This window comes from uncultured Castellaniella sp., assembly GCF_937988725.1.
GTDB lineage: Bacteria > Pseudomonadota > Gammaproteobacteria > Burkholderiales > Burkholderiaceae_B > Castellaniella.
The window spans coordinates 150,923-174,657 of record NZ_CALKHS010000004.1; the positions used below are offsets into that span (position 1 = coordinate 150,923).

The following is a 23,735-nucleotide window of genomic DNA, read 5'->3' on the forward strand; positions in this document are numbered from 1 at the left end:
GAATTGGAGTCTTGCTGATGAAATCCCGCGCCGCCGTCGCCTTCGAGGCCGGCAAACCCCTGCAGATCGTCGAGATCGACGTCGAACCGCCCCGCAAGGGCGAAGTCCTGATCAAGATCACCCACACGGGCGTCTGCCACACCGATGCCTTCACCCTGAGCGGCGACGACCCCGAAGGCGTCTTCCCCGCCGTGCTGGGCCATGAAGGCGCCGGCGTGGTGGTGGAAGTGGGCGAGGGCGTCACCAGCGTGGTCCCCGGCGACCATGTCATCCCCCTGTACACCGCCGAATGCGGCGAATGCCTGTTCTGCAAGTCCGGCAAGACCAATCTGTGTGTGGCCGTGCGCGCCACCCAGGGCAAGGGCCTGATGCCCGACGGCACCACCCGGTTTTCCTACCAGGGCCAGCCGATCTATCACTACATGGGCTGCTCGACCTTCAGCGAATACACCGTGGTGGCGGAGGTCTCCCTGGCCAAGATCGACCCCAAGGCCAATCCCGAACAGGTCTGCCTGCTGGGCTGCGGCGTCACCACCGGCATCGGCGCCGTGCGCAACACCGCCAAGGTCCAGCCCGGCGACACCGTGGCGGTCTTTGGCCTGGGCGGCATCGGCCTGGCCGTGGTCCAGGGCGCCCGCCAGGCCGGGGCAGGGCGTATCATTGCGGTGGACACCAACCCCGACAAATTCGCCCTGGCGAAGGTTTTCGGCGCCACCGACTGCGTCAACCCCAAGGACCACACCGAACCCGTTCAACAAGTCATCGTCGGCATGACCGGCTGGGGCGTGGACCATAGTTTCGAATGCATCGGCAACGTCAACGTCATGCGCGCCGCCCTGGAGTCCGCTCACCGGGGCTGGGGCCAGTCCATCATCATCGGCGTGGCCGGCGCCGGGCAGGAAATTTCCACCCGACCGTTCCAGCTGGTCACCGGCCGGTCCTGGCGCGGCACCGCGTTCGGCGGCGTCAAGGGCCGTTCCCAGCTGCCCGGCATGGTGCAGGAAGCCATGCGCGGCGACATCGACCTGGAACCCTTCGTCACCCACACCATGGGGCTGGACGACATCAATACCGCCTTCGACCTGATGCACGAAGGCAAGTCGATCCGGTCGGTGGTGCATTACTGATCTGCCCTGATCAACGCTTTTGCCTGGGGCCGGCGTTTGCCGGCCTTGGCTTTTTTGAGGAAAAAAACCTAGTGAATGAAGTTTCCCAACAATCTACTTTGACTTTGACGCGCGTAGAGCGCCACACCAGCTTCGGCGGCCGCCAAGAGGTCTGGCAACATGACTCCGAGGTGCTGAACTGCGCCATGCGCTTCGGCACCTACCTGCCCGCCGCCGCCGTGCGCGGCGAACCGTGCCCCGTGCTGTACTGGCTGTCGGGCCTGACCTGCACGGAACAGAACTTCATCACCAAGGCCGGCGCCCAGGCTTACGCCGCCCTGCACAATCTGATCCTGGTCGCCCCCGACACCAGCCCGCGCGGTGAAGGCGTGGCCGACGATACCGCCTACGACCTGGGGCAGGGCGCTGGTTTCTACCTGAACGCTACCCAGGCCCCGTGGTCTGCGCATTACCGCATGCAGGATTACGTGGCCCAGGAACTGCCAGATCTGATCGAACAGCATTTCCCCGCTTCCGGCGCGCGTAGCATTTCCGGCCATTCCATGGGCGGCCATGGCGCTCTGGTCACGGCCCTGCGCAATCCTGGCCGTTATCGCAGCGTGTCCGCTTTTGCGCCCATCGTCGCGCCTTCCCAAGTTCCCTGGGGGCGGAAGGCGTTCACTGCCTATCTGGGGGATGATGCTGCCGCTTGGGCGCAGTGGGATGCGGCTGAACTGATCCGTTCGCTGTCAGCCGATGCCGAGCGCCTGCCCCTACTGGTGGACCAGGGCCTGGGGGATGAGTTCCTGGAAGAGCAATTGCGTCCTGAATTGCTGGAAGCCGCCTGCCGCGCTGCGGAATACCCGCTGACTCTGCGCAGGAATGAAGGGCATGATCACAGCTACTATTCCATCGCCAGTTTCATTGGCGATCACGTGGCGTTTCATGCGGCGGCGTTGAAGGGGTAGTCAACGGTTGTTGAGTACCTCGACGGTTCGGGGCACCCTCCGGGCCTCGCCCGTCGTATTGCAGCAGGGCGAGGCTGCGCGTGTCTTAGTGCTTGTCTAGCAACTGTGCGATATCCACATAGCTGACCGCATCTTCCCCAAAGGTGAACGTCCCCTGTTCCAGCATCTCGCGGCTGGCGCGCAGGAACGCGCCCAGCGCCGCCCGGCTGAGCGTGCTGCCCACGCTGATCCGTTTGACGCCGATGTCCGACAGATCGTGGGCCGAGAGATTGATTCCGGGCGCCCCCATCAGCACATTGACCGGCAGATCCACCGAACTGACGACCGCCGTGATGTCTTCCCGGGTCCGCAGCCCCGGCGCGTAGAGCACATCGGCCCCAGCCTCTTGATAGGCCTGCAGGCGGCGGATCGTGTCTTTCAGGTCCGTGCGCCCATGCAGATGGTTTTCCGCCCGGGCTGTCAGCGTGAAATGGTAGGGCAGGGATCGCACCGCTTCGACCGCTGCCCTGACCCGATCCACAGCTTCCGCCAGATCGTAGATCGGATCGTCGGCCCGCCCCGTGGCGTCCTCGATGGATGCGCCCACCGCTCCTGTCTGCGCCGTCAGGCGGTAGGTCTCCGCCACACCTTCCAGCGTATCCGCGTAGCCGGCTTCCATGTCCGCGCTGACAGGCAGATCGGTGGCTGCGGCCAGTTCCGCGACGTGCGCCAGCATCTTGTCCCGGTTGACCCGGTAGTCGGGTACCCCCAGGGTGTAGGCGTAGCCGGCGCTGGTGCTTGCCAGGGCTTGGAAGCCCATGCCCGCCAGCAGCCTAGCCGTGCCGATGTCCCAGGGGTTGGGGATGATGAAGGCGCGGTCGGTATGGTGGAGAGCGTGGAAGGTTTGGGCTTTTGGGAGGAGGGTGGGCATGGTTGGATTGGGCGGGGGGTGGTGGCTTTATTATTGTTCAATACGCGGAGGGTGTCAGCTATCGACTCTGAGAGGACTGATCCTGTTTATGCGCGGTAGCCAGCGGCTCGATGCGACGGTCGACCCGACGAGATGGTCAAAATAGTTCGCCGTCGCGCTCAGAGCCCGAAAATCGTTGCGTAGCGCTCGGACTTGAAGCCGACTTCAATGCCGTGCTCGACAGCCAAGTGTAATAGCTCAGCGGAACCTGCACGGGCCATTTCGTACAGATTATGCAGCACATTGCCAAGGTTATCCATCATGCTAAGTGCTTGACATGAAGGTTACTGTGCACCCTCTGATCGGAGTTGTCTGATCCGCTCATTGTAGCTGGCAACTAGGCAACTCTGATCAAGGCACACATTCCTTGTCTTGTTGCGCCAATTTACTTGTGAGGCACTGATTATTTTTTCATTTGGGCCAAATTTATTTTTGAGTTGCTTAAATAATCGAACCATCTCGACATCCAGCCTCGCGAGTTCCGCATTTGAACAAATTTCTTTCTCGTACCATTTATCTGCTTTTCTGCAATCGAAGCTTGGCGAGATAACGTGCTCTACAGCGTAGGGTGTTATATCCAGCCCAGATTGCTTTAGTAGGTCTAGCCCCTTCTTTGTAGTGTGTAGCACTCCGTCTTGCTCCTGCGCCCATCCGTAACGAAGAAGCACGTCGTTGATGTAGGTAGTTCTTGTCTCAGGATCTGGGATTGTTTTGGCCCATCGATCATTGAAGGAGCTGCTCTGGACGAGATAATTTTGTCGAAGAGCGGCCAAGTCTTGTAGCATTTCGACCGCCCTTGGATGTGCGCTGCGAAAGTACCAGAACTGCCATTGCCCTAGAGACCGTTTGGTGTCCTCTAGTTTCGCTTCTAGAGTCTTTGCGACTTGTTTCTGTTGCTCGTGCCCAATGATCTCTTGTTTGAAAAAGTCAAGAGAAATAGGAGTGCCATTGTTGATCGTGATTTGCATAGATGCATCGCTATTTGTGGGAAGTGCGTTAATCGTGCCTCCCGCAATAGCAATTCCACCGGGCGCGACAGCAGTCCTGGGAGGTGCGATTTGAGAGTCACTCTTTTTGTAAAGGCTAGCAAACGCTGGCCAGAGTGCAATTACCGCAGCTGTTGCTCCAATAGTTGCTACGAAGAGGGACGCATTCTTCTTTTGAGATGATGTGAACATCCTTTATCCTAGGGCGGTGAATATCTTCTTGGTGAATTAGCTACAAATTGACCTGTAGCCTATCATATTTGTTACAAAGTTGTAGTCTACACCCGACTGGCCGCTTTACGGCATTTGTCAAAAGGTAGGCCAGGGTCAAAAGCGTACGGTCACCGGAGCAGATCGCTGGATAGCTGAAGTGCGCCTATCCTGGTAATAGGGAACATCAGGTGTCGTACGAAACCATCTATCGCACGCTTTTTATCCAGGCACGCGGCGCACTGAAGAAGCAGCCGCTGGCGTATTTGCAACGTACGCGGACCATGCGCCGCTCCCGTCACCATACGCAAAAGACAGACATCCATGGTCAGATTGTCGATGCGGTTTCGATTAGCGAACGTCTCTCTTCAACGGAAGATCGCGCGGCCCCGCGACACGGGAAAGGAGGCTTGCTATTTGGCAGCAGAACAGTCAGAGTGCGACTCTGGTGGAGCGTCAGACTCGCTATGTCATGCTGGTGAAGGTGGCAGGCAAGGATATCGAAACGGTGGTCAATGGGTTGATCAAGCATGCTCGACAACTGCCACGGGAGCTCTATAAGTCGCTCACTTGGGATCGAGGCAAGGAGATGGCCGACCATAAGCGATTCACCCTGGCGACAGATATCAAGGTGTTTTTCTGCGACCCTCAGAATCCCTGGCAACGTGGGACGAACGAGAACACCAACGGCCTTATACGGCAATATTTGCCAAAAGGAATTGACCTGTCTGACTACTCGCAAGCTAAGCTCAACGCCATCGTGAGACGATTGAATGAGCGTCCCAGGAAAACCTTAAACTACGAAACACCGGCACAACGATTTGACCAGACCGTTGCATCCACCGGTTGAATCCGCAACCCATTACAGACGGTTGAGTAACGTCAGAATTAAGTCTCGTCGTGAAGCGACTTGAGTGGGTTGTTAGCACTCATGGAACCTGCCGGCTATCAGCTACTCGTTGCGTTCGCTGACCGGTGTAGTGTCTTGTGTGAGAAGTTCAGTTGGCTCAACACCAAAGATCTCTGTGTAGGTGGTTTCGAACTCTGATGTTTTCCGAAACTCTTTAAAGATAGGCCAGTCGATGTAATCATGCCGCTTGATTAATCCACTTGGACCAATATTTCGCATGATGGTGGCTGCCTTCTTGAATTGGTCTTTGAGCACCGTAACACAGAGATCAAAATCATCACTGCAGGCGGACCAATCAACTTTACTCAAGGTGCTTAAGCATTGTTCTTGCTTGTTCATGAACTTGTATGACTGTGCAAGATTAACGAGAAGGATTCTTTTGTTGGCTTCCGATGCATGGCGAGGGAGCTTTGTCGCAAATTTCAAGAGTCTATTTGCTAGGTCGTATTTTTCTAAAACGATTAGCTCAAATGTAACGGTAATCAGCGCCCTGTCTGCAATCTCTAATTCATCGGGTCGCAGTTTTCTCCAAAGAACTTGACTTAGTTTAACGCCTATTTCGTATAGACATTTATACGATTCAGTCAGATATTTGCGCTTCGCATCAAGGGTGACTCCGATGGTGACATCGGCCGTGTCCACATTATTTTCTGCGCAAACCTTAAGGTATTGTGACGAGGCTTTCCCTTGGCAGTGAACGAAGAGATTCCTACGTTCAGTAAGTTCGATAAAGATTGGCCAACTGTCAAGCCCTTCTCTGAGCTTGATGTCGAAGACTTTCTCGAGCCAGTCGAATTGTTCCGTGTGGCTTTTTCGAAGTAGTGCCTCAACTTCGCTGTCCACAACGTATTTTCTCGCGGTCTCCACGTCTTTAAAAGCGACAAGCTCCTTATAAGTGAGTTGCTTCCCGCTAGAATTTAGGACTTCCGGCTTACATTCGAATAGAGCGTGTACTAGGTTCCCGATGAACGCATCGTAGGTGCTGACGAATGAAACTAAAAACGTACGTGGTAAAAGTGTCTTTGCAGTTCGATACTGTTCTTTCTTACGATCTGCAAGGCGAACCTTTCGTAGATGCTCTGGAGGAATTTTGAATCGTCGCCGTGTGCCCTCAACCGCGACTTCTTCCCCATGCTCTTCCAGTGCCTTCGAGTATTCTTCGCTGAATTTCTTTCCCAAGGTTTCGGTAACGAGCAGTAGGGGGCCGACCATCCCTTGCAGTGCGTCGAGATCGGTGATGTAAGCTTCCGTTGCTTCTTGGATTGTGTTCAAGTGTCCTCCCTGATCTTCAACATAAATAAGCGAAAATCTCTGTTCATGATGGGTTTATGTAAACCGACCGAAAGTTGTTCTTTTCAATGAACGAGATCTGGTTATATTCGGTTAAGAAAGCCTAAAAGTTCCTGGATCATCTTCAAAGGGGGCCACGTTTTTGTTCGCACCCCCAGTGGGTCAGTTTTCAACCAGCGTTGATAACTAACAACCTCAGGGAATCGTCATCCCTCAAGCAGCACCTCCGGGTTCCAAGCCACCTCCCAAAGATGCCCATCTGGATCCTGAAAGTACCCCGCATACCCGCCCCAGAACGTATCCTGCGCCGGCTTCACAATCACAGCCCCAGCCGCTTTCGCCTGAGCCATAACCTCATCCACCCCAGCACGAGACGAAACATTATGCGCAAGACTGATCTCCGTGGCGCAGGGCGCCCCCAGCGGCAAGCCGGAATCCTTGGCCAAACTCTTGCGAGGCCAAACAGCCAGCCTCAACCCTGGCTGCAAGTCGAAGAAGGCAACAGCACCATTTTCGAATTGTTCGCCAACGATGCCATCAGTGGATAACCCCAATCCGTCCCGGTAGAACCGGAGCGACCGCTCCAGATCATCCACCCCTAGCGTGATCAGACTGATACGTGGTTTCATGGCTACCTCGTATGGTGTTCGAACCTTTTCCAGTCAAACGATGGCCCCGGATCGGTCTTTCGGCCCGGCGCAATATGCTCGTGCCCCTGCACCGCCCGGATCGGATGCCGCGCCCGAATCGCCGCCGCCAGATCAGACAGCCGCTCGTACTGCGCATCCGTATACGCCAGCGTATCCGTGCCTTCCAATTCAATCCCGATCGAAAAATCGTTGCAGCGTTCGCGCCCTTCAAACGAAGATACGCCCGCGTGCCAGGCCCGCAAAACCGTCGGCACGAACTGCACGATCACGCCATCCCGGCGGATCAGGAAATGGGCGGACACCCGCATGTCCCGGATATTCTCGAACCAGGGGTCCGCGCCGATGTCCAGGCGGTTCTGGAAGAATTCGATGATGGCATCGCCCTGGAACACGCCAGGCGGCAGGCTGATGTTGTGGATCACCAGCAGGTAGGGATCCTCGCCGCCGGGCCGCAGGTCGTGGTTGGGAGAAGGGCGACGCAACACGCCGGGCCCCATCAGAGGCAGCCAGCCGTCCGGCTGGACCTTCAAGGCAGCGGCGGCGCCCGTCGCAGGGTCGGCGGACGGGCCCGCAATCACTTCCGCAACCCCAGCCGCGCATGTTCCGCGCTGCACCAGGTCTTGCCCTGGCTCATGTAGGCCTCGGACCGGGGCAGGAAGATGTGGCAGTGGGCGCAGCGCACCATGGATTCGGCGGCGTCGCGGGACTCGGCGTCCTGGCGGCGGGCGGCGGCTTGCCGGGCGTTGGCCTTCTGGTGGCTGAGGACGCGTGAAACGAACAGGACGGCCAGGATGATGACCGCCCACAGCAGGAGCTTACCCAAGTGTGCCTCTTTGCAGGATGACTTCCAGGACGAAACGGCTGCCGGTGTAGGACAGCAGCAGGAAGGCGAAACCGGCCAGGGTCCAGCGCAGGGCGATGCGCCCGCGCCAGCCCTGGATCATGCGCCCGGCCAGCAGCACGCCGAAGGTCACCCAGGACAGCAGGGTGAAGACGGTCTTGTGGTCCATGGGCAGGGCCTGGCCGCTGATGCGCAGGGACACGATGATGCCGGTGATGACGGTGAGGGTCAGGATGATGAAGCCGATGCCGATCAGGCGGAACAGCAGCTGTTCCAGGGTCAGCAGGGGCGGCATGGCGCCCATGGCGCGGCCGATCAGGCCCTGTTCGCCTTCGGCCTCGATGGGGCGGTGCAGGTGGCGGTCCAGCACGGTCATCAGCATGGCGTGCAGGGCGGCGACGGTGATCAGGCCGTAGGCCGTCATGGCGATCAGCAGGTGGACGCGCAGCCAGTCGTTGTTGGCGTGCGGCACCAGGTAGCCGTGCGGGAAGATGGCCGCCAGCAGGCTGATCAGGGTGGCGGCCGGCAGCAGCAACAGCAGCAGGCTGTCCAGGCGCAGCAGGAAATTTTCGATCCAGAAGACGATCATGCCCAGCCACATGGCGGTGGACAGGGCCAGCGCCCAGCCCAGGTGCAGGCCGGTGGGCACGACGACGGCGGAAATCAGACCGATGCCGTGCAGGGCGATGGCCCCCAGCAGGCAGCTGCGGCCGATGGTGCTGCTGGGCCGCACGTCCTGGGCGCGGGCGATCGGGCGCCACAGGGCCAGGCCCAGTACGGCGTAGGCCAGCGCGGCAAGCAAGTGAAATACAATGCTGACTGACATAGTCCTGTCGGTGTCCGGCGCACGGCGTGCGCCACAAAAGCTTCCATTTTATGCGCTGGCCGACGGATCAACCAGTTTTGTGGAACCTGCCCCATGCTCGATAACCTGACTTCTCGCCTGTCGCGCATCGTCAAGACGATGCGCGGCGAGGCCCGCCTGACCGAGTCGAACACTCAGGAAATGCTGCGCGAGGTCCGGCTGGCGCTGCTGGAGGCCGACGTCGCCCTGCCCGTGGTGCGCGATTTCGTCGGCCGGGTCAAATCCGCCGCCCTGGGCCAGGAAGTCGCCGGCAGCCTGAACCCCGGCCAGGCCCTGGTGGGGATCGTGCACAAGGAACTCACCGCCCTGATGGGCGGCGATCTGGGGGCGGACGCCGGCGAACTGTCGCTGGCGGCGCAGCCCCCGGCCGTGATCCTGATGGCCGGCCTGCAGGGCGCGGGCAAGACCACCACCACCGGCAAGCTGGCCAAATGGCTGTCCGAGGGCAACCACGTCCAGCACGGCCGCAAGACCGGGCGCAAGAAAGTGCTGGTCGTCAGCGCCGACGTCTATCGCCCCGCCGCCATCGATCAATTGAAGACCGTGGCGGCCCAGGTGGGGGTCGATTTCCTGCCCACGGAATCCACGCAGAAGCCCCAGGACATCGCCCGCGACGCCCTGGATCACGCCCGCCGCCAGCATTACGACGTGCTGATCGTCGATACGGCGGGCCGCCTGGGCATCGACCAGGCCATGATGGACGAGATCCGCGCCCTGCATGGCCTGCTGAATCCGATCGAGACCCTGTTCGTGGTGGACGCCATGCAGGGGCAGGACGCGGTCAACGTGGCCCGCGCGTTCTCCGAGGCCCTGCCGCTGACGGGCGTGGTCATGACCAAGCTGGACGGCGACGCCCGGGGCGGCGCCGCGCTGTCGGTGCGCCAGATCACCGGCAAGCCGCTGAAATTCGTCGGCATGTCAGAAAAACTGGACGGGCTGGAGCCTTTCCATCCCGAACGCATGGCCCAGCGCATCCTGGGCATGGGCGACATCGTGTCGCTGGTCGAGCAGGCCCAGAAGAACATCGACATCGCCGAGGCCCAGAAACTGGCCGCCCGGCTGAAATCCGGCGACCGCTTCGACCTGAACGATTTCCGCGACCAGCTGCAGCAGGTGAAAAAAATGGGGGACATGGGATCCCTGCTGGAAAAACTGCCGGCCCAGTTCGCCCAGGCGGCGTCCCAGGTGCAGGGCGGTCAGGCCGAAAAGCAGCTGGCCCGCACCGAAGGCATCCTGAATTCCATGACGGCGCTGGAACGCGCCAAGCCCGAGCTGATCAAGGCGTCCCGCAAGCGCCGCATCGCGGCCGGGTCCGGCGTGCCGGTCCAGGAAGTCAACCGCATGCTCAAGCAGTTCGAGCAGATGCAGAGCATGATGAAACAGATGAAAAAGGGCGGCATGGCGAAGATGATGCGCGCCATGGGTGGGTTGAAAGGTCTGGGCGGGATGGGCCGGGGCGGCTTCCGCTGATCAGACCTGGGACTGCAGGTAGTTTTCCAGGCCGATCTGTTCGATCAGGCGGACCTGCTGTTCCAGCCAGTAGGCGTGATCGGACTCGGTGTCCTTCAGCTGCAGCAGCAACAGGTCCCGGGTGACGAAATCGCCGTGCTTTTCGCACAGCGCGATGCCTTCGCGCAATGACGCCCGGACTTCATATTCCAGATCGAGGTCGGCGCGCAGCATGCCGGGCACGTCCGTGCCGGGCGTGAAGGCGCTGGGCCGCATGTCGGGTTCGCCTTCCAGCATCAGGATGCGCCGCAGAAGACTGTCGGCGTGCTGGGTTTCTTCCTGCATTTCGTGGTCGTTGCGCGTGAACAGCTTGTCCAGGCCCAGGTCCTGGTAGCGGCGGGAATGGATGAAATACTGGTCCCGCGCGGCAAGTTCATCGCGCAGCTGGCGCGTCAGGTAGGCGAGGACTTCGGGGTGGCCTTTCATGGTGCGTCTCGGAAGAGGGGACGCGCACAGTATGCCATGGGTGAATCACCCGCCCCCCACCGCCACGACGATTTCCAGGCGGTCGCCGTCGGCCAGCGCGGTCTGGCCGTGCTGGCTGCGCGGCACGATGTCGCCATTGCGTTCCACGGCGATGCGCTTGCCCTGGTAGCCCAGGTGAACGATCAGATCCTGGACGGTGCGCACCTGGTCCAGATGGGTTTCGTGGCCGTTCAGATGGATGGTCAGGCTCATGGCGTGGGCTCCTTCAGGCGAAGTGGTCCGTGGCGGCCAGCAGCTGCTTCAGGATGCCGGGTTCGTCGAAGGCGTGGCCGGCGTCCGGGATCAAATGGAAATCCGCCTTGGGCCAGGCCTTGTGCAGGTCCCAGGCGGACCTGGCCGGCGTACAGGCATCATAGCGGCCCTGCACGATCACGCCGGGGATGTCCGCCAGCTTGTGCGCGTCGCGCAGTAGCTGGCCTTCTTCCATGAAGCCCTTGTTCACGAAATAGTGGTTCTCGATGCGGGCGAAGGCCAGCGCCGCCTGGTCGGCCGCATGGGCCTGCAGGTGCTGGGGATTGGGCAGCAGGCTGATGGTGTGGCTTTCCCATTGCGTCCAGGCGTGCGCCGCCTGCAGCTGGGCCTGCGGATCGTCGCCCGTCAGGCGGCGGTGGTAGGCCGCGATCAGGTCGCCGCGTTCGGCTTCGGGGATGGGGGCCAGGTAGCTTTCCCAGATGTCCGGGAACAGCCAGGACGCGCCTTCCTGGTAGAACCAGCGCAGTTCGGCCTGGCGCAGCAGGAAGATCCCGCGCACGATCAGGGCCCGCACCCGGTCCGGGTGGGTCTCGGCGTAGGCCAGGGCCAGCGTGGACCCCCAGGATCCGCCGAACACCACCATCTGCCCGGCCTTCAGGACTTCAGTGCGCAGCCGCTCGATGTCGGCCACCAGATCCCAGGTCGTGTTGTGCTCCAGACAGGCCGACGGCGTGGATCGGCCGCAGCCGCGCTGATCGAACAGCAGGATGTTGTAGCGGCTGGGGTCGAAGACCCGCCGATGGGCGGCGGAACAGCCCGCGCCCGGCCCGCCGTGCAGGAAGACGGCCGGGGTGCCTTCCGGGTTGCCGCACAGTTCCCAGTACACGCGATGGCCGTGGCCGACGTCCAGGGTGCCCTGGGCGTATGGTTCGATTTCCGGATACATCAATCCGCCTTTGTGTCGTGTGCGGCGTCGGCTGGCGTCCGCCGCGTGAAGATCAGGTCCCAGACCCCGTGGCCCAGCCGCAGCCCCCGATTCTCGAATTTGGTCAGGGGCCGGTAGTCGGGGCGGGGCGCGTAGCCGTCGCAAGTGTTCCGCAGCCCCGGTTCGGCGGACAGCACGTCCAGCATCTGCTGCGCGTAGTGTTCCCAGTCGGTCGCGCAGTGAAGATACGCTCCCGGCGCCAGACGGCTGACCAGCAGTTCGATGAACGCCGGCTGGATCAGGCGGCGCTTGTGGTGGCGTTTCTTCGGCCAGGGGTCGGGGAAGTAGATGTGCGCCCCGGCCAGCGAACCCGGCTCGATCATGTCGCGCAGCACCTCGACCGCGTCATGCTGGATGATGCGGATGTTGTCCAGCCCGTGTTCGTGGATGCGTTTCAGCAGGGCGCCCACGCCGGCGTTGAAGACCTCTACGCCCAGGAAATTGTCGCCCGGCCGGGCCTGGGCGATCTGCTGGGTGGTCTCGCCCATGCCGAAGCCGATTTCCAGGATCGTGGGCGCCGTGCGACCGAAGGCGCCTGCCAGGTCCAGGGGGGCGTTCCGGTAGCGGATCGACCAGCGCGGCAGCCATTCGGCGATCGCCTGTTCCTGGCTGGGCGTGATGTGGGCGCGGCGATGGACGAAGCTGCGGATGTGCGTGCTGCCCGAGGGCGTCTGCGCCGTGACGATGGGCGGGGGAGTCTTTGGGAGGTTCAAAATGAGGTAAAATACAGGGCTTCAGGGATTTCCGTGGCCTTCAATTTTACCCACAAATCCTTGTGCATCAATCGATTGCATCGATTGCGGGTGTAGTTTAATGGTAAAACTTGAGCTTCCCAAGCTTACGTCGTGGGTTCGATTCCCATCACCCGCTCCACTTCGGCTTTCCAAGGGCTTCCGCTGGGCGCCAGGGAACGCCGTACGTCATTGCCAGGCCTGACGATTTTTATCCAGTCTTGATCCACTGGCTTCCAGCAGAGGCCACACCGGGCGATGCTAAGCCGAGACCGGATCAAGGCAACCCTTCCCCTACCTGTATGAAATCCAGAATTGGGTCCAGATTCTGGAATCCGCGCCATTGAATGCATGCGCAGGCCGGCGGCCCCATGCTGCACTTGCCGTTAGACACGCTCCAGTGAATTGATTGATAAGAGTTTTTGCCGGCAGGCGGCGACGCCTGCACATGTTGGCATGTAATTTGCTTCTTCTGGAAATCAGGTTGGGCCGCCTTGGCCTGCGTCGGAAGAGAAATGATGCTGCCAACATTCACGCTTACTCCTTTGCTCGAACTGGCCGCACGGTTCTGCATTGATATTGTTGCAGTGCTGGTACTGGTCTTTGGCATGTACTACCGGCGCCATCACGACAAGGAGCTTGTCACCGCTGCTTCGCTGTTCAATACCTTTGTCTTCGCGGTGCTGACCATCCTGTCCAGCGTCGAATTCAGCGTGGCTGCGGGATTCGGCTTGTTCGCGATTCTCGCTTTGTTCACGCTGCGATCGGAGCAGATAACAAAGATCGAAATCACCTACTTCTTCGGGAGTGTGGCGATCGCGGTGATTTGTTCAGTGCATGGCACGCAAATCCCGTTCGTGGCCGCCACCGTTGCTTTCGTACTCGTGGGGGCCTACGTCCTGGATCATCCGAGGATCCTGCGGTCGGTAGACGGTATCAAGATCACTCTGGACAAGATCGATGCCCACGCGCTTTGCGACCAAGGCAAGATGCGCGCCGATCTCGCCAGGCGGCTGGGCGTGGAAGTGATGTTCTATCGGATCATTTCGTTCGACTACGTCAATGATCTGGCGCGCATCGATGTCTACTACCGCAAAAGTTGAGGAGACACGATGTCTATTGTTGGCTCAACTCCCGTCGCCACGCTGCAGTGGCTAATGGAACGCTTCCAGCCGATCAGTCTTGGACAGCTCAATGCCAGGGCTGAGATGCTCCGGCGGCGCGACAACAAATACGTGGTTCGCAAGGACGTTCTCGAGCAAGTGCTAGTCGGACTGGCTAGTCATTTCGACATTCTGGAGATTGACGGCAGACGGGTCTTCACCTATGAGACGTGCTACTTCGACGATATCGAGCGGACGAACTACTTCGATCATCATCGGCATCGTCGCCAACGTTGCAAGGTCCGTATCCGCAGGTACACCGATGCCGACCTCTGCTTTGTCGAGGTGAAGCTGAAAGGCAAGCGCGATGCCACCATCAAGAGGCGCTTGGTCTATTCCTCGAGCAAGTACGGTGTACTGGACGAGAGCGCGAGGGCCTATATCCGCGCCTCCTACCAAGGCCTGTACGGGCGCGCCTTCGATCGGGCATTGGAGCCCGTGATCCACATGCAATACCAAAGGATGACGTTGGTCGCCAAACACGACCATGAGCGGATGACCATTGATTGCGCCCTGGTGTTCAAGGGGCCATCCGGCACGCGCGGCGTCGACGAAGACGTCTTCATCGTGGAGACCAAGTCGGCCAACGGCAATGGTATTGCCGACAAGGTTCTGCGCGCGTTTCACCAGCACCCGACCCGGCGATGTTCAAAGTATTGCGTGGCGATGGCCGCGTTGCGGCAGGTGGCCAAGCACAACAACTTTCTCGTGGCGCTGCGCAAGCTCGATGTCGTGCCGTCGCCCGTCGCTGGCCATGGTGCGGCGGAGAACGGGGTGATTCGTCCCAATGCTCCCGCAATCGTTCCAACCGTTGCCTCGCCCACGGATATCAACTTTGCTTTAAAGAGGACATGACATGCATTTCCCATTGCCGCTAACCGCCGCCATCGCGACCGCCGTCACTGTCTGCGCCGTACTGGCACCCACTTGCGGCGCCGGCGCACAGGAGTCCGCCGGCGCCCAGGCGCCGGCCAAGGCAGGCGCAGCCCGCTCCGCGTCCGAACCGGCAAGGTTTGATCTTGCCTCGACCGCAAAGGTGGGAGAGATTCACATTACCGAACTTTCCGGTCTGGCCTGGGACGCCGATGAGAAACTGTTGTACGCGATTTCCGACGCGGGCTACGTGTTCCAGTTCCGCCCCAAGCTCGATGGCGACGCGATCGTTGCGATCGAGCCGGTGCGCGCGGCCGCCCTGACGGACTCGCCGTCGGGAGGCGGCAAGCCGGGCAAGGGCTTCAACGCGGAAGGCCTGGCCGTGGAAAATGCGGCGAATGGAAAATCGGGCGATAGCGAGTTGATCATTTCTCTGGAGGGCAAGCCTCCCAGGGTCATGCGCTTCAGTCCGGCCGGGGAGGCGCTGGGTTCATTGCCCGTTCCATCGCCGGCGGATGATGCCAGTCACTATCGTAAGAAAGGACGGGGGCTGGAATCGGTTGCCATTCATCCGACATATGGGCTCATCACTGCGCCGGAGTCGCCGCTGTTGGGGCAACCGGAGGACAAGCACACCTTGTATTCGGACGGCCGGCAATGGTCGTTCGCGCGTCATTCACCAGATAGCCGCCTCAAAGGGATTGAAGTGCTGCCGGATGGCAAGCTCGTCGTTCTGGAACGTAACAAGGGCGGTTCGAAGAAGTCGCGGGTGGCCAGTTTGCGTCTTCTGGATCTCGCGACTTGCGCACAAGGCGGCGCCTGCGACGCCGACCTCCTGACAGAGCTTCCTGCCGGGCCGGACAACTTCGAAGGCATGACGCTGATCGATCCGAAACATGTCCTGCTCGTCAGCGACAACAGCGGCCAGGTCACGCAGGATACGGTCTTCGTGCTGATCACGCGCCCATGAACGCGGATGGGGGCGGCATGAAGAAGGGCCTGCTGTTTTTCATCGCGGCGCTATGCCTGGGTGCGACGCAGCGGGCCGGGGCCGTAGAGGTCAACTTAGGCGGCCGCCTGCATCTCGATTATGCGGCGAGCCAGGCCGATGCCCGGGCGATCGACAAGCACTTCCTTGTGCGCCGCGCAAAGCTGGGTCTGGATGGCAGGTTCAACGAGGATTGGTCTTTTGAAGTCGCCTACGATTTTGCCGATGTTTTCGATGCCACCGAAGACGGCATCTACAAGGGCGACAACAAGTTCAGGAACGGTTTTGACGACATCGTGCTGCAGTACGACGGCTGGCGGTTCGCCGATCTCGCGTTTGGACAGTTCAAAGTTCCGTTCGGGTTGGAGGAACTGACGAGTTCAAACAATATCAGCTTCATCGAGCGCGCGTTGCCCAGCGATGCATTCGGGCCATCGCGGCGTGTCGGTATCGGCCTGAACAGCAGCCATGATCACTATACGGTTGCGGCCATGGGCTTTGGCAAGTCGTTCAGCGACGACGATCGGGGCCACGGCGTCGCCGCGCGGTTCACCTACGCGCCCATCAATACGCCTGCCCGTCTGCTCCATTTTGGCGTGGCCGGCGTGATCGAGCGTCCCCGGGGGGATGTGAAGTTCAGCACGAGGCCGGAGTCCAAGGCATCGGATATCAGACTCGTGAGCACCGGCGATCTGGACGACGTCCACCGGATCGATCGGATTGGGCTGGAAGCCGCTTGGCGGTCCGGCCCGTTTTCGGTGCAGGCGGAGTGGATGCGCGCCGCGGTGGGCCGTGATGATGGCCGTGCCGATGCCCACCTGCAGGGGTGGTATGTCATGGGGAGTTGGGTCCTCACGGGGGAATCGCGCGAATACAAAAACGGCCGGTTCAAGGGCGTGTCCGCCGGCCGCCCGGGCGGCGCGTGGGAGTTGACCACGCGTTACAGCAATGTGGATCTCGACGATGCCGACGTGCGCGGAGGCGCCGAAGAGAACTTCGCGCTTGGACTCAATTACTATGTGAACAGGCATCTGCGCATCATGGCCAACTACATCAAGGCGCGCAGTGAGCGAAAGGGCAAGAGCGATTCTCCGGATATTTTGCTGGTTCGCATGCAATTGGCGTTCTAGCGGGAAGCAGGGTGCGGCCTGAGGAGGCGATATTGGCTAGAACGAGAATACTGATTGTCGACGACGAGGACAGCATTCGTTTCGGCATGCGCGATTTCCTGGAGGCGCGGGGATACAGCGTGGCCGATGCCGATAGCTGCCAGAAGGCCCGGGAGCTGTTCGAGGCGTCGTCGCCGGACGTGGCGATCGTGGATTATCGCTTGCATGACGGCAGCGCAATGGAGCTGCTACGGGATTTCAAGCAGATCGATCCCGACGTGCCTCTCATCGTGCTGACGGCCTATGGATCGATCGACTTGGCTGTGCAGGCGGTCAAGGAAGGGGCGGAGCAATTCCTGACCAAGCCGATCGAAATGCCGGCGCTGCATGTCATCCTCAAACGGATTCTGGTGAACCGGCGATTGCAGCGGCAACAGCAAGTCGTGACGACGCGCGAAAACCGCGAGCGGGTGGACCCGCTGGCGGGCGAGAGCCCGGCCATGAGGGATCTGGCCGCCCAACTGCACAAGATCGCGGCTGCCGACAGTCCGATCCTTATCCTGGGAGAAACCGGTACGGGCAAGAGCCTGCTGGCGAAATGGCTGCACCATCACGGGCCGCGTGCCGATGAGCCCTTCGTGGACCTCAACTGCGCTGGCTTATCGTCCGAATTTCTCGAAACGGAACTGTTCGGTCATGAGAAAGGCGCCTTTACCGGAGCAAGCGCCACGAAGCAGGGCTTGCTGGAGATCGCCGACGGCGGAACCGTCTTTCTCGACGAGATTGGTGACGTCGATCCACGGGTGCAACCCAAGCTGCTCAAGGTGTTGGAGGAAAAGCGCTTCAGGCGCCTGGGCGCCGTGCGTGAACGCGATGTCGATATCGCGCTGATCGCGGCCACGCATCAGGATCTCGGCGGCCGGGTGAAGGAGGGCTCGTTCCGTAGCGATCTTTACTTCCGGATCAGTAGCATCCCGCTCAGGATGCCGGCATTGCGGGAGCGCAAGGACGACATCCCGCTGCTGGCCGGCGCGCTCCTGGCTCGCCTGGCCTCGAACAAGGGGCGGGATATGCGGCTGACGGTGGACGCGCTGCAGGCGTTGCGCGAGTACGCGTGGCCCGGAAACATCCGGGAGTTGCGCAACGTGCTCGAGCGTGCCGTGCTGTTATGCAATGGCGACACCATTACACGTCGCGATCTGCGATTCGAGCCCGCGCCGGTCCCCATGGGAGGACATGCCACGAACCTCACCTTGCAGCAAGTCGAGCGCCTGCATATCGAAAACGTTTTGCGCGAATTGGGAGGCAAGGTCGAACAGGCGTCGTTGCGGCTCGGAGTTCCGCGCAGCACGCTCTATCAAAAGATCAAAACGCACGGCATTGTTGTGGCGCAGAACGACATGGGCTGAGTTGGCCTCCTTGGTGGCCGCCTTCCGCAGCACAACGCCCCGGTACTACGCAAGGCGATACATCATGGTCAAGGTAAAGATCTACGCTGGGATAGCAGTCATCGTTGTCTTCGGTGTGCTGTCGATGCTGTATGTCTATAGCGGCCTGGACGAGGTCGTGAGACATCTGACCAAGCTCGAACGGATCGATGCGCCGTTCAGCATCGCGGCCATCGAGATGGAAAAGAATGCCGGAGAATACGCATTGGGCGTGCTGCAATACATCGTTCAGCCGCTTGCGGACATTCGTGCCGAGACTCAAAAGGACAGCGACGATTTCGTCAGGTATCACGCCAGCTACATGCGCCTGGGGAAAAGCGAAAGGGAACTGGAACTGGGACACCATCTCGCCGAGGACTACCGCCGTCTCAAGAGAATCGGCACGGCGCTGATGGACAAGCGGGACATGCTGAACGCCGCTTTCGATCACATCAACGGACAGCTGGAGCAGATCGACAACATCGCCGACCACCAGATGCTGCCGGCGGCGCCGAACCATGAGCCCGTGCGAAGCCAGACCTTGGCGGCCATTGCGAACATAGAGGCGGAAGCAGCCGAGGTGGGATTCTGGCTGTCCGCATTTCAGCTGAGGCGGACGGAAGTTGCGGAGCAGCGCGTGTTCGAAAAACTGGTCGAGCTTGAAGATGCGATAGCCGCATACCGCGCCCTGCCGTTGGACGCGCAGGAACGAGAACTCGGCGAAACGGCGGAAGCGCTGCGCACGAGAATCGAAACCGGCATCGACGAACTGAATTCAGGAGAAGCCGCCATCAGTTCGCTCGTCAAAGAGTTCACGAGGTTGCAGGTTCATATGGACGCCATCTCCGACGAGGAGATCGAGCCGCTCGCGGCCAAGGGCCTGACTAAACCGCAGCAGGAGGCGGACCAGACTGCAGTGCGGGTGCTCACTATGCTGCGGTATGCGGTTCCCGGCTACATCCTGATTGCGTTGACTGTGAGCGGACTGCTCATCCTTTCGATCGTTCGACCCTTGAAGAAACTGGCACTGGGAACCAAGGCCATCGGCGCAGGCGATCTCGAGTACCGCATCGCGGAGCATGGCAAGGACGAGTTCGACGAACTGGCGCGGCAGTTCAACCGGATGGTGGCGCAATTGCAGGAAAGCACCGTATCCAGGGCGCTGCTGGAAGACAGTGAGCGGAAGCTGCGCGTGACGGTTTCTCAATTGCGCAAAGAAATCTCGGAGCATGAGCTGTCTGAACGGGAAAGAGAGAAACTGCGGGCCAAACTGCGGCGCAGCGAAGCCATGGCGGCGATGGGAAGTCTGATCGCTGGTGTCGCCCACGAAGTACGAAATCCGCTGTTCGGCATTTCCTCGACGTTGGACGCGATGGAGATCAGCCCGGCCGAAGGCAAGGTGAGCGGCCGCTACCGGGAAGTGCTGCGCCGCGAAGTGAACAGGCTGAACCAACTGATGACCGATCTGTTGGAATACGGCAGGCCGCCGACAGAGGAATTCACGGCGGGGCGGCTCAGCAAGGTCATTGCCGAGGCCGTGCGCGTCTGCCGGCCGGCCGCGCAAGCCGCGGGAGTCGCCATCGTAAACGAAGCGGTTGCCTATAACGGCATGATGCAGATGAACCACGGCCGCTTGCTGCAGGTATTTGTGAATCTGATCGAAAATGCGGTTCAACATACACCCGCCGGCACCGAGGTGCTCATCACGGCGGAGCGGGCGCCGGATGAAGACGGACAGTCGTGGGTCGAGTGCCGCATCAAAGATTGTGGCGTGGGCTTCGTGCCGCAGGAACTGCCCCTCGTCTTCGATCCGTTTTTCACGCGGCGCAGCAAGGGCACCGGTTTGGGACTGGCCATCGTGCAACGCATTGTCGACGAACATAAAGGCTCGATCGTTCCCTGCAACGGCGCGGAAGGGGGTGCGATCATGATTTTGCGTCTTCCTGTCATGGCGGTGGCGGCCTAGGCGATCCGCCTTTGCGGAGATCTGGCCGCTGTTGCCGTGAACGGTGTACCTGTTCGTCGGTCCCGCCCCGGACCAAGCCAATGCCGGGTGACGCGGTTGTCCGTCCGGCCTTCTCGCATTGAAGTACCCTGTAGCCTGTCTCAAGACTCGTACGACACGCATGCAAGGCGATCTTTTCGGAGACGTAGTTTCTCCGCCTCCGTCCGATGCGACATCCCCTGCGGATTCCCCATCCCCCGCCAGCCGGCGCGCGGCCAAGGTGCGCCCCGCGCTCGCCGCCGAAGCCTGGCGCGAACTGGCGCGGCAGCTTCCGGCGCAGGTGCGTTTCGGCGCCTCCACCTGGTCCTACCCGGGCTGGGAGGGCCTGGTCTGGGACGGGGAATACGACCCGAGCGTCCTGTCGAAGCACGGGCTGGGCGCCTACCACCGGCATCCGCTGTTGCGCACGATCTGCGTGGATCGCAGCTTCTGGCGTCCGCTGACGGCGGGCCAGTATGCCGCCTACGCGGCCCAGGTCGACGAGGACTTCCGCTTCGTCGTCAAATGCCCGGCCGGCGTCACCGATGCCCAGGTGCGCGGCGACGAGGGCAAGGCGCTCAAGCCCAATCCGGACTTTCTCGATCCGCGTCTGGCGGTCGAACACTTCGTGCGGCCGACCCTGGATGGCCTGGGCGTCAAGCTGGGCGTGCTCGTCTTCCAGTTGAGTCCGCTGCCCTGGGCCTGGCTCGGTCGCCCCCAGGCGCTGCTGGAAAGACTGGGACTGATGCTGGCCGCCGTCCGGGACGCCTTGTCCGGGCGGACCTCCGTGATCGTCGCGGTGGAAGTCCGGGATCCGGAGCTCCTGGGTCAGGCGCTGGTGGACACGCTCAAGGCCCAGGGCGCCACCTTCTGCCTGGGCCTGCACGGCAAGATGCCGCCGATCCAGGACCAGTTGCCCCTGCTGCGCGCCTTGTGGCCGGGGCCGCTGGTCTGCCGGTGGAGCCTGAATCGCGTCTTCGGCGCGTACGGCTACGCCGATGCGCAGAAAAAGCACGACCCCTTCAATGCGATTCTCAGCGAGGATCCCCACACCCGCGCCGTGCTGGCGCGCACGATCCGCGGCATCGCGGGCGCGGGCCAGCCGGCCTATGTGACCGTCAGCAACGATGCCGAGGGCTGCGCGCCGCTCTCCATCCAGATGCTCGCCCAGGCCGTCGCGGGGTAGGGCGTGCGCATTGCCGCGGGTCGACGGCGACGAGCGCTGGACCCGGGCCCCGCTACTGACCGTTCAGGTAGGAGGCGAAGCGCTTCTTCGGATCGTATTGCGCGTGCACGGACTGCAGCTTCGCCCACTTCTCGTCGGAGAAGCATTCCTTCGCCATATGGGGGAAATGCGTGAGGTCGATCTCGTTGATGTAGTAGCCCTTGATGAAGGGTTTGAGGTCTTCGTAGAGTTCGTCCATCAGGGCGTAGTTCTTCTGGACGTCCTCGTTGGTCGTGCCGATCAGGTACCAGGACACGTAGTGGTCGGCTTTGTAGGTGAAGCTGCAGGGTTCCGGCACGGTCGGGTTGCAGCCCAGCACCGAGAAGCCGAACGAGCGCGGGTCCAGCGACTTGGCCGCCAGTTTCTCGCCGAGGATCCGCAGGGCCTTGTCCGGCGTGTCGGTGAACAGCGCGACTTCGCTGGTCCGGTATTCGCTGTAAAAGTCCGTGGAAAGCTGGCTGTAGAGATCCAGGTAGTCCAGGGGCTGGTTCTTGACGGGGTTGGAGACCGCCAGCTTGCCCACGCCGCTTTCGGTGAAGACCTTGGCGGCGTCCTGCGCGTCGGCTTCGGTCGCGCCATAGGAAAAGATGTTGACGGCCCAGTGCCATCCCTGTTTGTCGGGCGGCGTTCCGGGCGGATTGAAGCGGCCCAGGGCGCCCAGCACTTCGGAGCGGTTCTTGCTGGCGGGCAGGAGCTTGAGAAACTCGGGCACCGCCTTGTCCAGGGTGTCCAGCGTGAAGAAATAGGTGTTCTTCACGATCTTGGGGGCCTGATGCAGCTGCAGCTTGTAGCGCAGGACGATGCCGAAGAAGCCCGGGCCCACGCCGCGCATTGCCGCATACAGATCGGTGTGTTCTGTGGGGGAGATGGTGACGACCTGTCCGCTGGCCAGCACGACTTCGGCGGCCAGGACCGATGCGCAGCCCATGCCCCACGCGGGCATGTTCCACCCCATGCCGCCGCCCAGCAGATAGCCGCCGATGGTCACGAATCCCGTGTGCGCCGAAGGAAAGGCCAGGCCCTTGGCATAGGTCTTCTTGTTCAGCGGCTCGCTCAGGACGCCGGGGCCGGCCCAGACCGTCTTGTTGGCTTCGTCGATGTCTTCGATGGTGTCGAACAGCGCCATGTCCACGGTGATGGCATCCTGCGCCAGCACGGTGTTGGAAATGTTGTGCCCGGAACTGCGGGCCACCACCTGGATGCCGTGCTTGTTGGCGTAGTCCATCAGCAGGACGACGTCTTCCTTGCTGGTGGGGCGGGCGAACATCGCCGGAAATACATCCTTGGGCTTGATGCGGTACCAGGTCATGGACCAGAGCCAGCCCAGATAGCCCGAGTCGCTGCGCGTGACGATCTCCCCCTTGAACCCGGCCAGCGCGGCGGGACGGGCCGTGGACGAAACCTGGCCGGCCCCCGCTTTTGCCAGGGCCGTGCCGATCTGGAAGGGCGCGGCGGCCGCAAGACCGGCGAGCTTGAGAAATGAACGTCGAAGGAACGGGGTGTTTTTCATGCCTTGTGCCTCATGCATCATGTCCGCTTGGCGGCATCCGCCCGAGGGATGCCGTGGATATCGACGGCCGTCTGAAGACGGCCGGAGTTCTTATTTTTTGCCCGGCGCGAGAGGGGGCAATGAACTGAAATACCGGGCCAGCGCGTCGATGTCCTGGTCGCTGAGGGATTGGACCATCGCCTGCATGGTCGGGTTCTTGCGTGCGCCGGTCTTGAATGCGTGTATCTGGGCGGCCAGATACACGGGTCTTTGCCCGTGCAGGAAAGGCGCGTCGGGCAGGGCCGCGTTGTCGTGGCATGCCATGCAGGCGGCGGCGGAAGCGGGCGCCTTGGCGGTCTGGCCGGCGCCGGACTCCGGACGGGGCTGGGCAGGCGCTTGCGCGCTCATGTAGGCGGCCAGGGTCTTGATGTCGGCATCGCTGAGATTCGCGACGATGGGCGCCATCATCGGGTGCTTGCGGGCGCCCGATTTGAAATCCTCGAGCTGTTTCAGCAGGTAAGCCTGCTTCTGGCCGGCCAGGCTGGGCCAGTCGTCATAAACCGCTTGTCCGTTGGGGCCATGGCATGCGAAGCACTGGGCGGCAACCGCCGGAATGGACGTCACGCCCGAAGGGTATGCATCATGGTCCGACGGGATGTATCCGCTGCCGGCGAAGGCGCTGAAGCTACAGCTTAAGGCGGCCGTGATCAGGACCGCGGTGAGGCGGCGATGCCCCTGGGTTTCATTGTGCATTCAAATGCTCTCTTTTATCCGTCCCTGTGGAGGCCGTGACGGCATG

25 protein-coding genes, 1 tRNA gene and 1 pseudogene are annotated in these 23,735 nt (G+C 61.2%); 12 read left to right on the plus strand and 15 right to left on the minus strand.

Features of this window, described 5'->3' with window-relative positions; genetic code table 11:
* Positions 1–17: 17 nt before the first annotated feature.
* On the plus strand, positions 18–1,127 hold the full coding sequence (locus Q0263_RS04200) for an S-(hydroxymethyl)glutathione dehydrogenase/class III alcohol dehydrogenase (protein WP_298013623.1): 1,110 nt from the start codon (positions 18–20) through the stop codon (positions 1,125–1,127).
* A 104-nt stretch (positions 1,128–1,231) separates the two neighbouring features.
* The gene (gene fghA / locus Q0263_RS04205) at positions 1,232–2,074 is read left to right on the plus strand and encodes an S-formylglutathione hydrolase (protein WP_298014210.1); all 843 of its coding nucleotides are present in this window, start codon (positions 1,232–1,234) and stop codon (positions 2,072–2,074) included.
* Positions 2,075–2,159: 85 nt separating this feature from the next.
* Here the strand turns inward: fghA and Q0263_RS04210 are convergent, their stop codons facing one another.
* The 3 genes from Q0263_RS04210 to Q0263_RS04220 form a co-directional block, all read right to left on the minus strand.
* The gene (locus tag Q0263_RS04210; protein ID WP_298013625.1) at positions 2,160–2,984 is read right to left on the minus strand and encodes an isocitrate lyase/phosphoenolpyruvate mutase family protein; all 825 of its coding nucleotides are present in this window, start codon (positions 2,982–2,984) and stop codon (positions 2,160–2,162) included.
* A 158-nt stretch (positions 2,985–3,142) separates the two neighbouring features.
* Positions 3,143–3,286, minus strand: a complete 144-nt coding sequence (locus tag Q0263_RS04215; protein ID WP_298013627.1) for a hypothetical protein — start codon at positions 3,284–3,286, stop codon at positions 3,143–3,145.
* Positions 3,287–3,307: 21 nt separating this feature from the next.
* Complete coding sequence (locus tag Q0263_RS04220) at positions 3,308–4,201, minus strand: hypothetical protein (RefSeq protein ID WP_298013629.1); 894 nt, start codon at positions 4,199–4,201, stop codon at positions 3,308–3,310.
* 131 nt (positions 4,202–4,332) lie between these two features.
* Here Q0263_RS04220 and Q0263_RS04225 point away from each other — a divergent pair.
* Positions 4,333–5,069, plus strand: a pseudogene (locus Q0263_RS04225) (IS30 family transposase); the annotation flags it as partial.
* Positions 5,070–5,171: 102 nt separating this feature from the next.
* On the opposite strand, the gene Q0263_RS04230 reads toward Q0263_RS04225, so the two are convergent.
* The 5 genes from Q0263_RS04230 to ccsA all read right to left on the minus strand — a co-directional run bounded on the left by Q0263_RS04230 (position 5,172) and on the right by ccsA (position 8,736).
* Positions 5,172–6,401: a hypothetical protein gene (locus Q0263_RS04230; RefSeq protein WP_298013631.1), complete on the minus strand. Its 1,230-nt coding sequence runs from the start codon at positions 6,399–6,401 to the stop codon at positions 5,172–5,174.
* Positions 6,402–6,625: 224 nt separating this feature from the next.
* Positions 6,626–7,048, minus strand: coding sequence for a VOC family protein (locus tag Q0263_RS04235; RefSeq protein WP_298013633.1), 423 nt, complete (start codon positions 7,046–7,048; stop codon positions 6,626–6,628).
* Between the two features lie 2 nt (positions 7,049–7,050).
* Positions 7,051–7,566, minus strand: coding sequence for a 1,6-anhydro-N-acetylmuramyl-L-alanine amidase AmpD (gene ampD, locus Q0263_RS04240; protein WP_298014211.1), 516 nt, complete (start codon positions 7,564–7,566; stop codon positions 7,051–7,053).
* A 77-nt stretch (positions 7,567–7,643) separates the two neighbouring features.
* The gene (locus Q0263_RS04245; protein ID WP_298013634.1) at positions 7,644–7,892 is read right to left on the minus strand and encodes a PP0621 family protein; all 249 of its coding nucleotides are present in this window, start codon (positions 7,890–7,892) and stop codon (positions 7,644–7,646) included.
* The gene (gene ccsA / locus Q0263_RS04250; protein ID WP_298013636.1) at positions 7,885–8,736 is read right to left on the minus strand and encodes a cytochrome c biogenesis protein CcsA; all 852 of its coding nucleotides are present in this window, start codon (positions 8,734–8,736) and stop codon (positions 7,885–7,887) included. Before ccsA ends, Q0263_RS04245 begins: the two co-directional genes overlap by 8 nt.
* Positions 8,737–8,829: 93 nt before the next feature.
* Between ccsA and ffh the strand changes: the two genes are divergently transcribed.
* The gene (ffh, locus tag Q0263_RS04255) at positions 8,830–10,245 is read left to right on the plus strand and encodes a signal recognition particle protein (protein WP_298013638.1); all 1,416 of its coding nucleotides are present in this window, start codon (positions 8,830–8,832) and stop codon (positions 10,243–10,245) included.
* On the opposite strand, the gene bfr is transcribed toward ffh, so the two are convergent.
* From bfr to trmB, 4 genes are read right to left on the minus strand one after another with little or no spacing between them, the layout of a single operon-like run.
* Positions 10,246–10,710, minus strand: a complete 465-nt coding sequence (gene bfr, locus Q0263_RS04260; RefSeq protein ID WP_298013640.1) for a bacterioferritin — start codon at positions 10,708–10,710, stop codon at positions 10,246–10,248.
* A gap of 45 nt (positions 10,711–10,755) precedes the next feature.
* On the minus strand, positions 10,756–10,962 hold the full coding sequence (thiS, locus tag Q0263_RS04265) for a sulfur carrier protein ThiS (protein WP_298013642.1): 207 nt from the start codon (positions 10,960–10,962) through the stop codon (positions 10,756–10,758).
* 13 nt (positions 10,963–10,975) lie between these two features.
* On the minus strand, positions 10,976–11,911 hold the full coding sequence (gene pip / locus Q0263_RS04270) for a prolyl aminopeptidase (protein WP_298013644.1): 936 nt from the start codon (positions 11,909–11,911) through the stop codon (positions 10,976–10,978).
* Entirely contained in the window at positions 11,908–12,660 is a 753-nt protein-coding gene (trmB, locus tag Q0263_RS04275; protein ID WP_298013646.1) for a tRNA (guanosine(46)-N7)-methyltransferase TrmB, read from the minus strand. Before trmB ends, pip begins: the two co-directional genes overlap by 4 nt.
* Before the next feature lie 86 nt (positions 12,661–12,746).
* Here trmB and Q0263_RS04280 point away from each other — a divergent pair.
* A tRNA-Gly gene (locus Q0263_RS04280) sits at positions 12,747–12,820 on the plus strand.
* A 135-nt stretch (positions 12,821–12,955) separates the two neighbouring features.
* On the opposite strand, the gene Q0263_RS04285 is transcribed toward Q0263_RS04280, so the two are convergent.
* Positions 12,956–13,213, minus strand: coding sequence for a hypothetical protein (locus Q0263_RS04285; protein WP_298013648.1), 258 nt, complete (start codon positions 13,211–13,213; stop codon positions 12,956–12,958).
* Here Q0263_RS04285 and Q0263_RS04290 point away from each other — a divergent pair.
* From Q0263_RS04290 to Q0263_RS04320, 7 genes are all read left to right on the plus strand, one after another.
* A complete protein-coding gene (locus Q0263_RS04290; RefSeq protein ID WP_298013649.1) occupies positions 13,194–13,781 on the plus strand; it encodes a DUF4956 domain-containing protein in 588 nt (195 codons plus the stop codon). The genes Q0263_RS04285 and Q0263_RS04290 overlap by 20 nt on opposite strands.
* Positions 13,782–13,790: 9 nt before the next feature.
* On the plus strand, positions 13,791–14,696 hold the full coding sequence (locus tag Q0263_RS04295) for a polyphosphate polymerase domain-containing protein (RefSeq protein ID WP_298013651.1): 906 nt from the start codon (positions 13,791–13,793) through the stop codon (positions 14,694–14,696).
* 1 nt (position 14,697) lies between these two features.
* Positions 14,698–15,684, plus strand: a complete 987-nt coding sequence (locus tag Q0263_RS04300; protein WP_298013653.1) for an esterase-like activity of phytase family protein — start codon at positions 14,698–14,700, stop codon at positions 15,682–15,684.
* Positions 15,685–15,701: 17 nt separating this feature from the next.
* Entirely contained in the window at positions 15,702–16,832 is a 1,131-nt protein-coding gene (locus tag Q0263_RS04305; protein ID WP_298013654.1) for an OprO/OprP family phosphate-selective porin, read from the plus strand.
* A gap of 32 nt (positions 16,833–16,864) precedes the next feature.
* The gene (locus tag Q0263_RS04310) at positions 16,865–18,220 is read left to right on the plus strand and encodes a sigma-54 dependent transcriptional regulator (protein WP_298013656.1); all 1,356 of its coding nucleotides are present in this window, start codon (positions 16,865–16,867) and stop codon (positions 18,218–18,220) included.
* Between the two features lie 64 nt (positions 18,221–18,284).
* On the plus strand, positions 18,285–20,204 hold the full coding sequence (locus Q0263_RS04315) for a HAMP domain-containing sensor histidine kinase (RefSeq protein WP_298013658.1): 1,920 nt from the start codon (positions 18,285–18,287) through the stop codon (positions 20,202–20,204).
* A 160-nt stretch (positions 20,205–20,364) separates the two neighbouring features.
* Entirely contained in the window at positions 20,365–21,408 is a 1,044-nt protein-coding gene (locus tag Q0263_RS04320) for a DUF72 domain-containing protein (protein ID WP_298013660.1), read from the plus strand.
* A 52-nt stretch (positions 21,409–21,460) separates the two neighbouring features.
* On the opposite strand, the gene Q0263_RS04325 is transcribed toward Q0263_RS04320, so the two are convergent.
* Both Q0263_RS04325 and Q0263_RS04330 read right to left on the minus strand, forming a co-directional pair.
* Positions 21,461–22,957, minus strand: coding sequence for an FAD-binding oxidoreductase (locus Q0263_RS04325; protein ID WP_298013662.1), 1,497 nt, complete (start codon positions 22,955–22,957; stop codon positions 21,461–21,463).
* Between the two features lie 90 nt (positions 22,958–23,047).
* A complete protein-coding gene (locus Q0263_RS04330) occupies positions 23,048–23,689 on the minus strand; it encodes a c-type cytochrome (RefSeq protein ID WP_298013664.1) in 642 nt (213 codons plus the stop codon).
* Between the last annotated feature and the right edge of the window lie 46 nt (positions 23,690–23,735).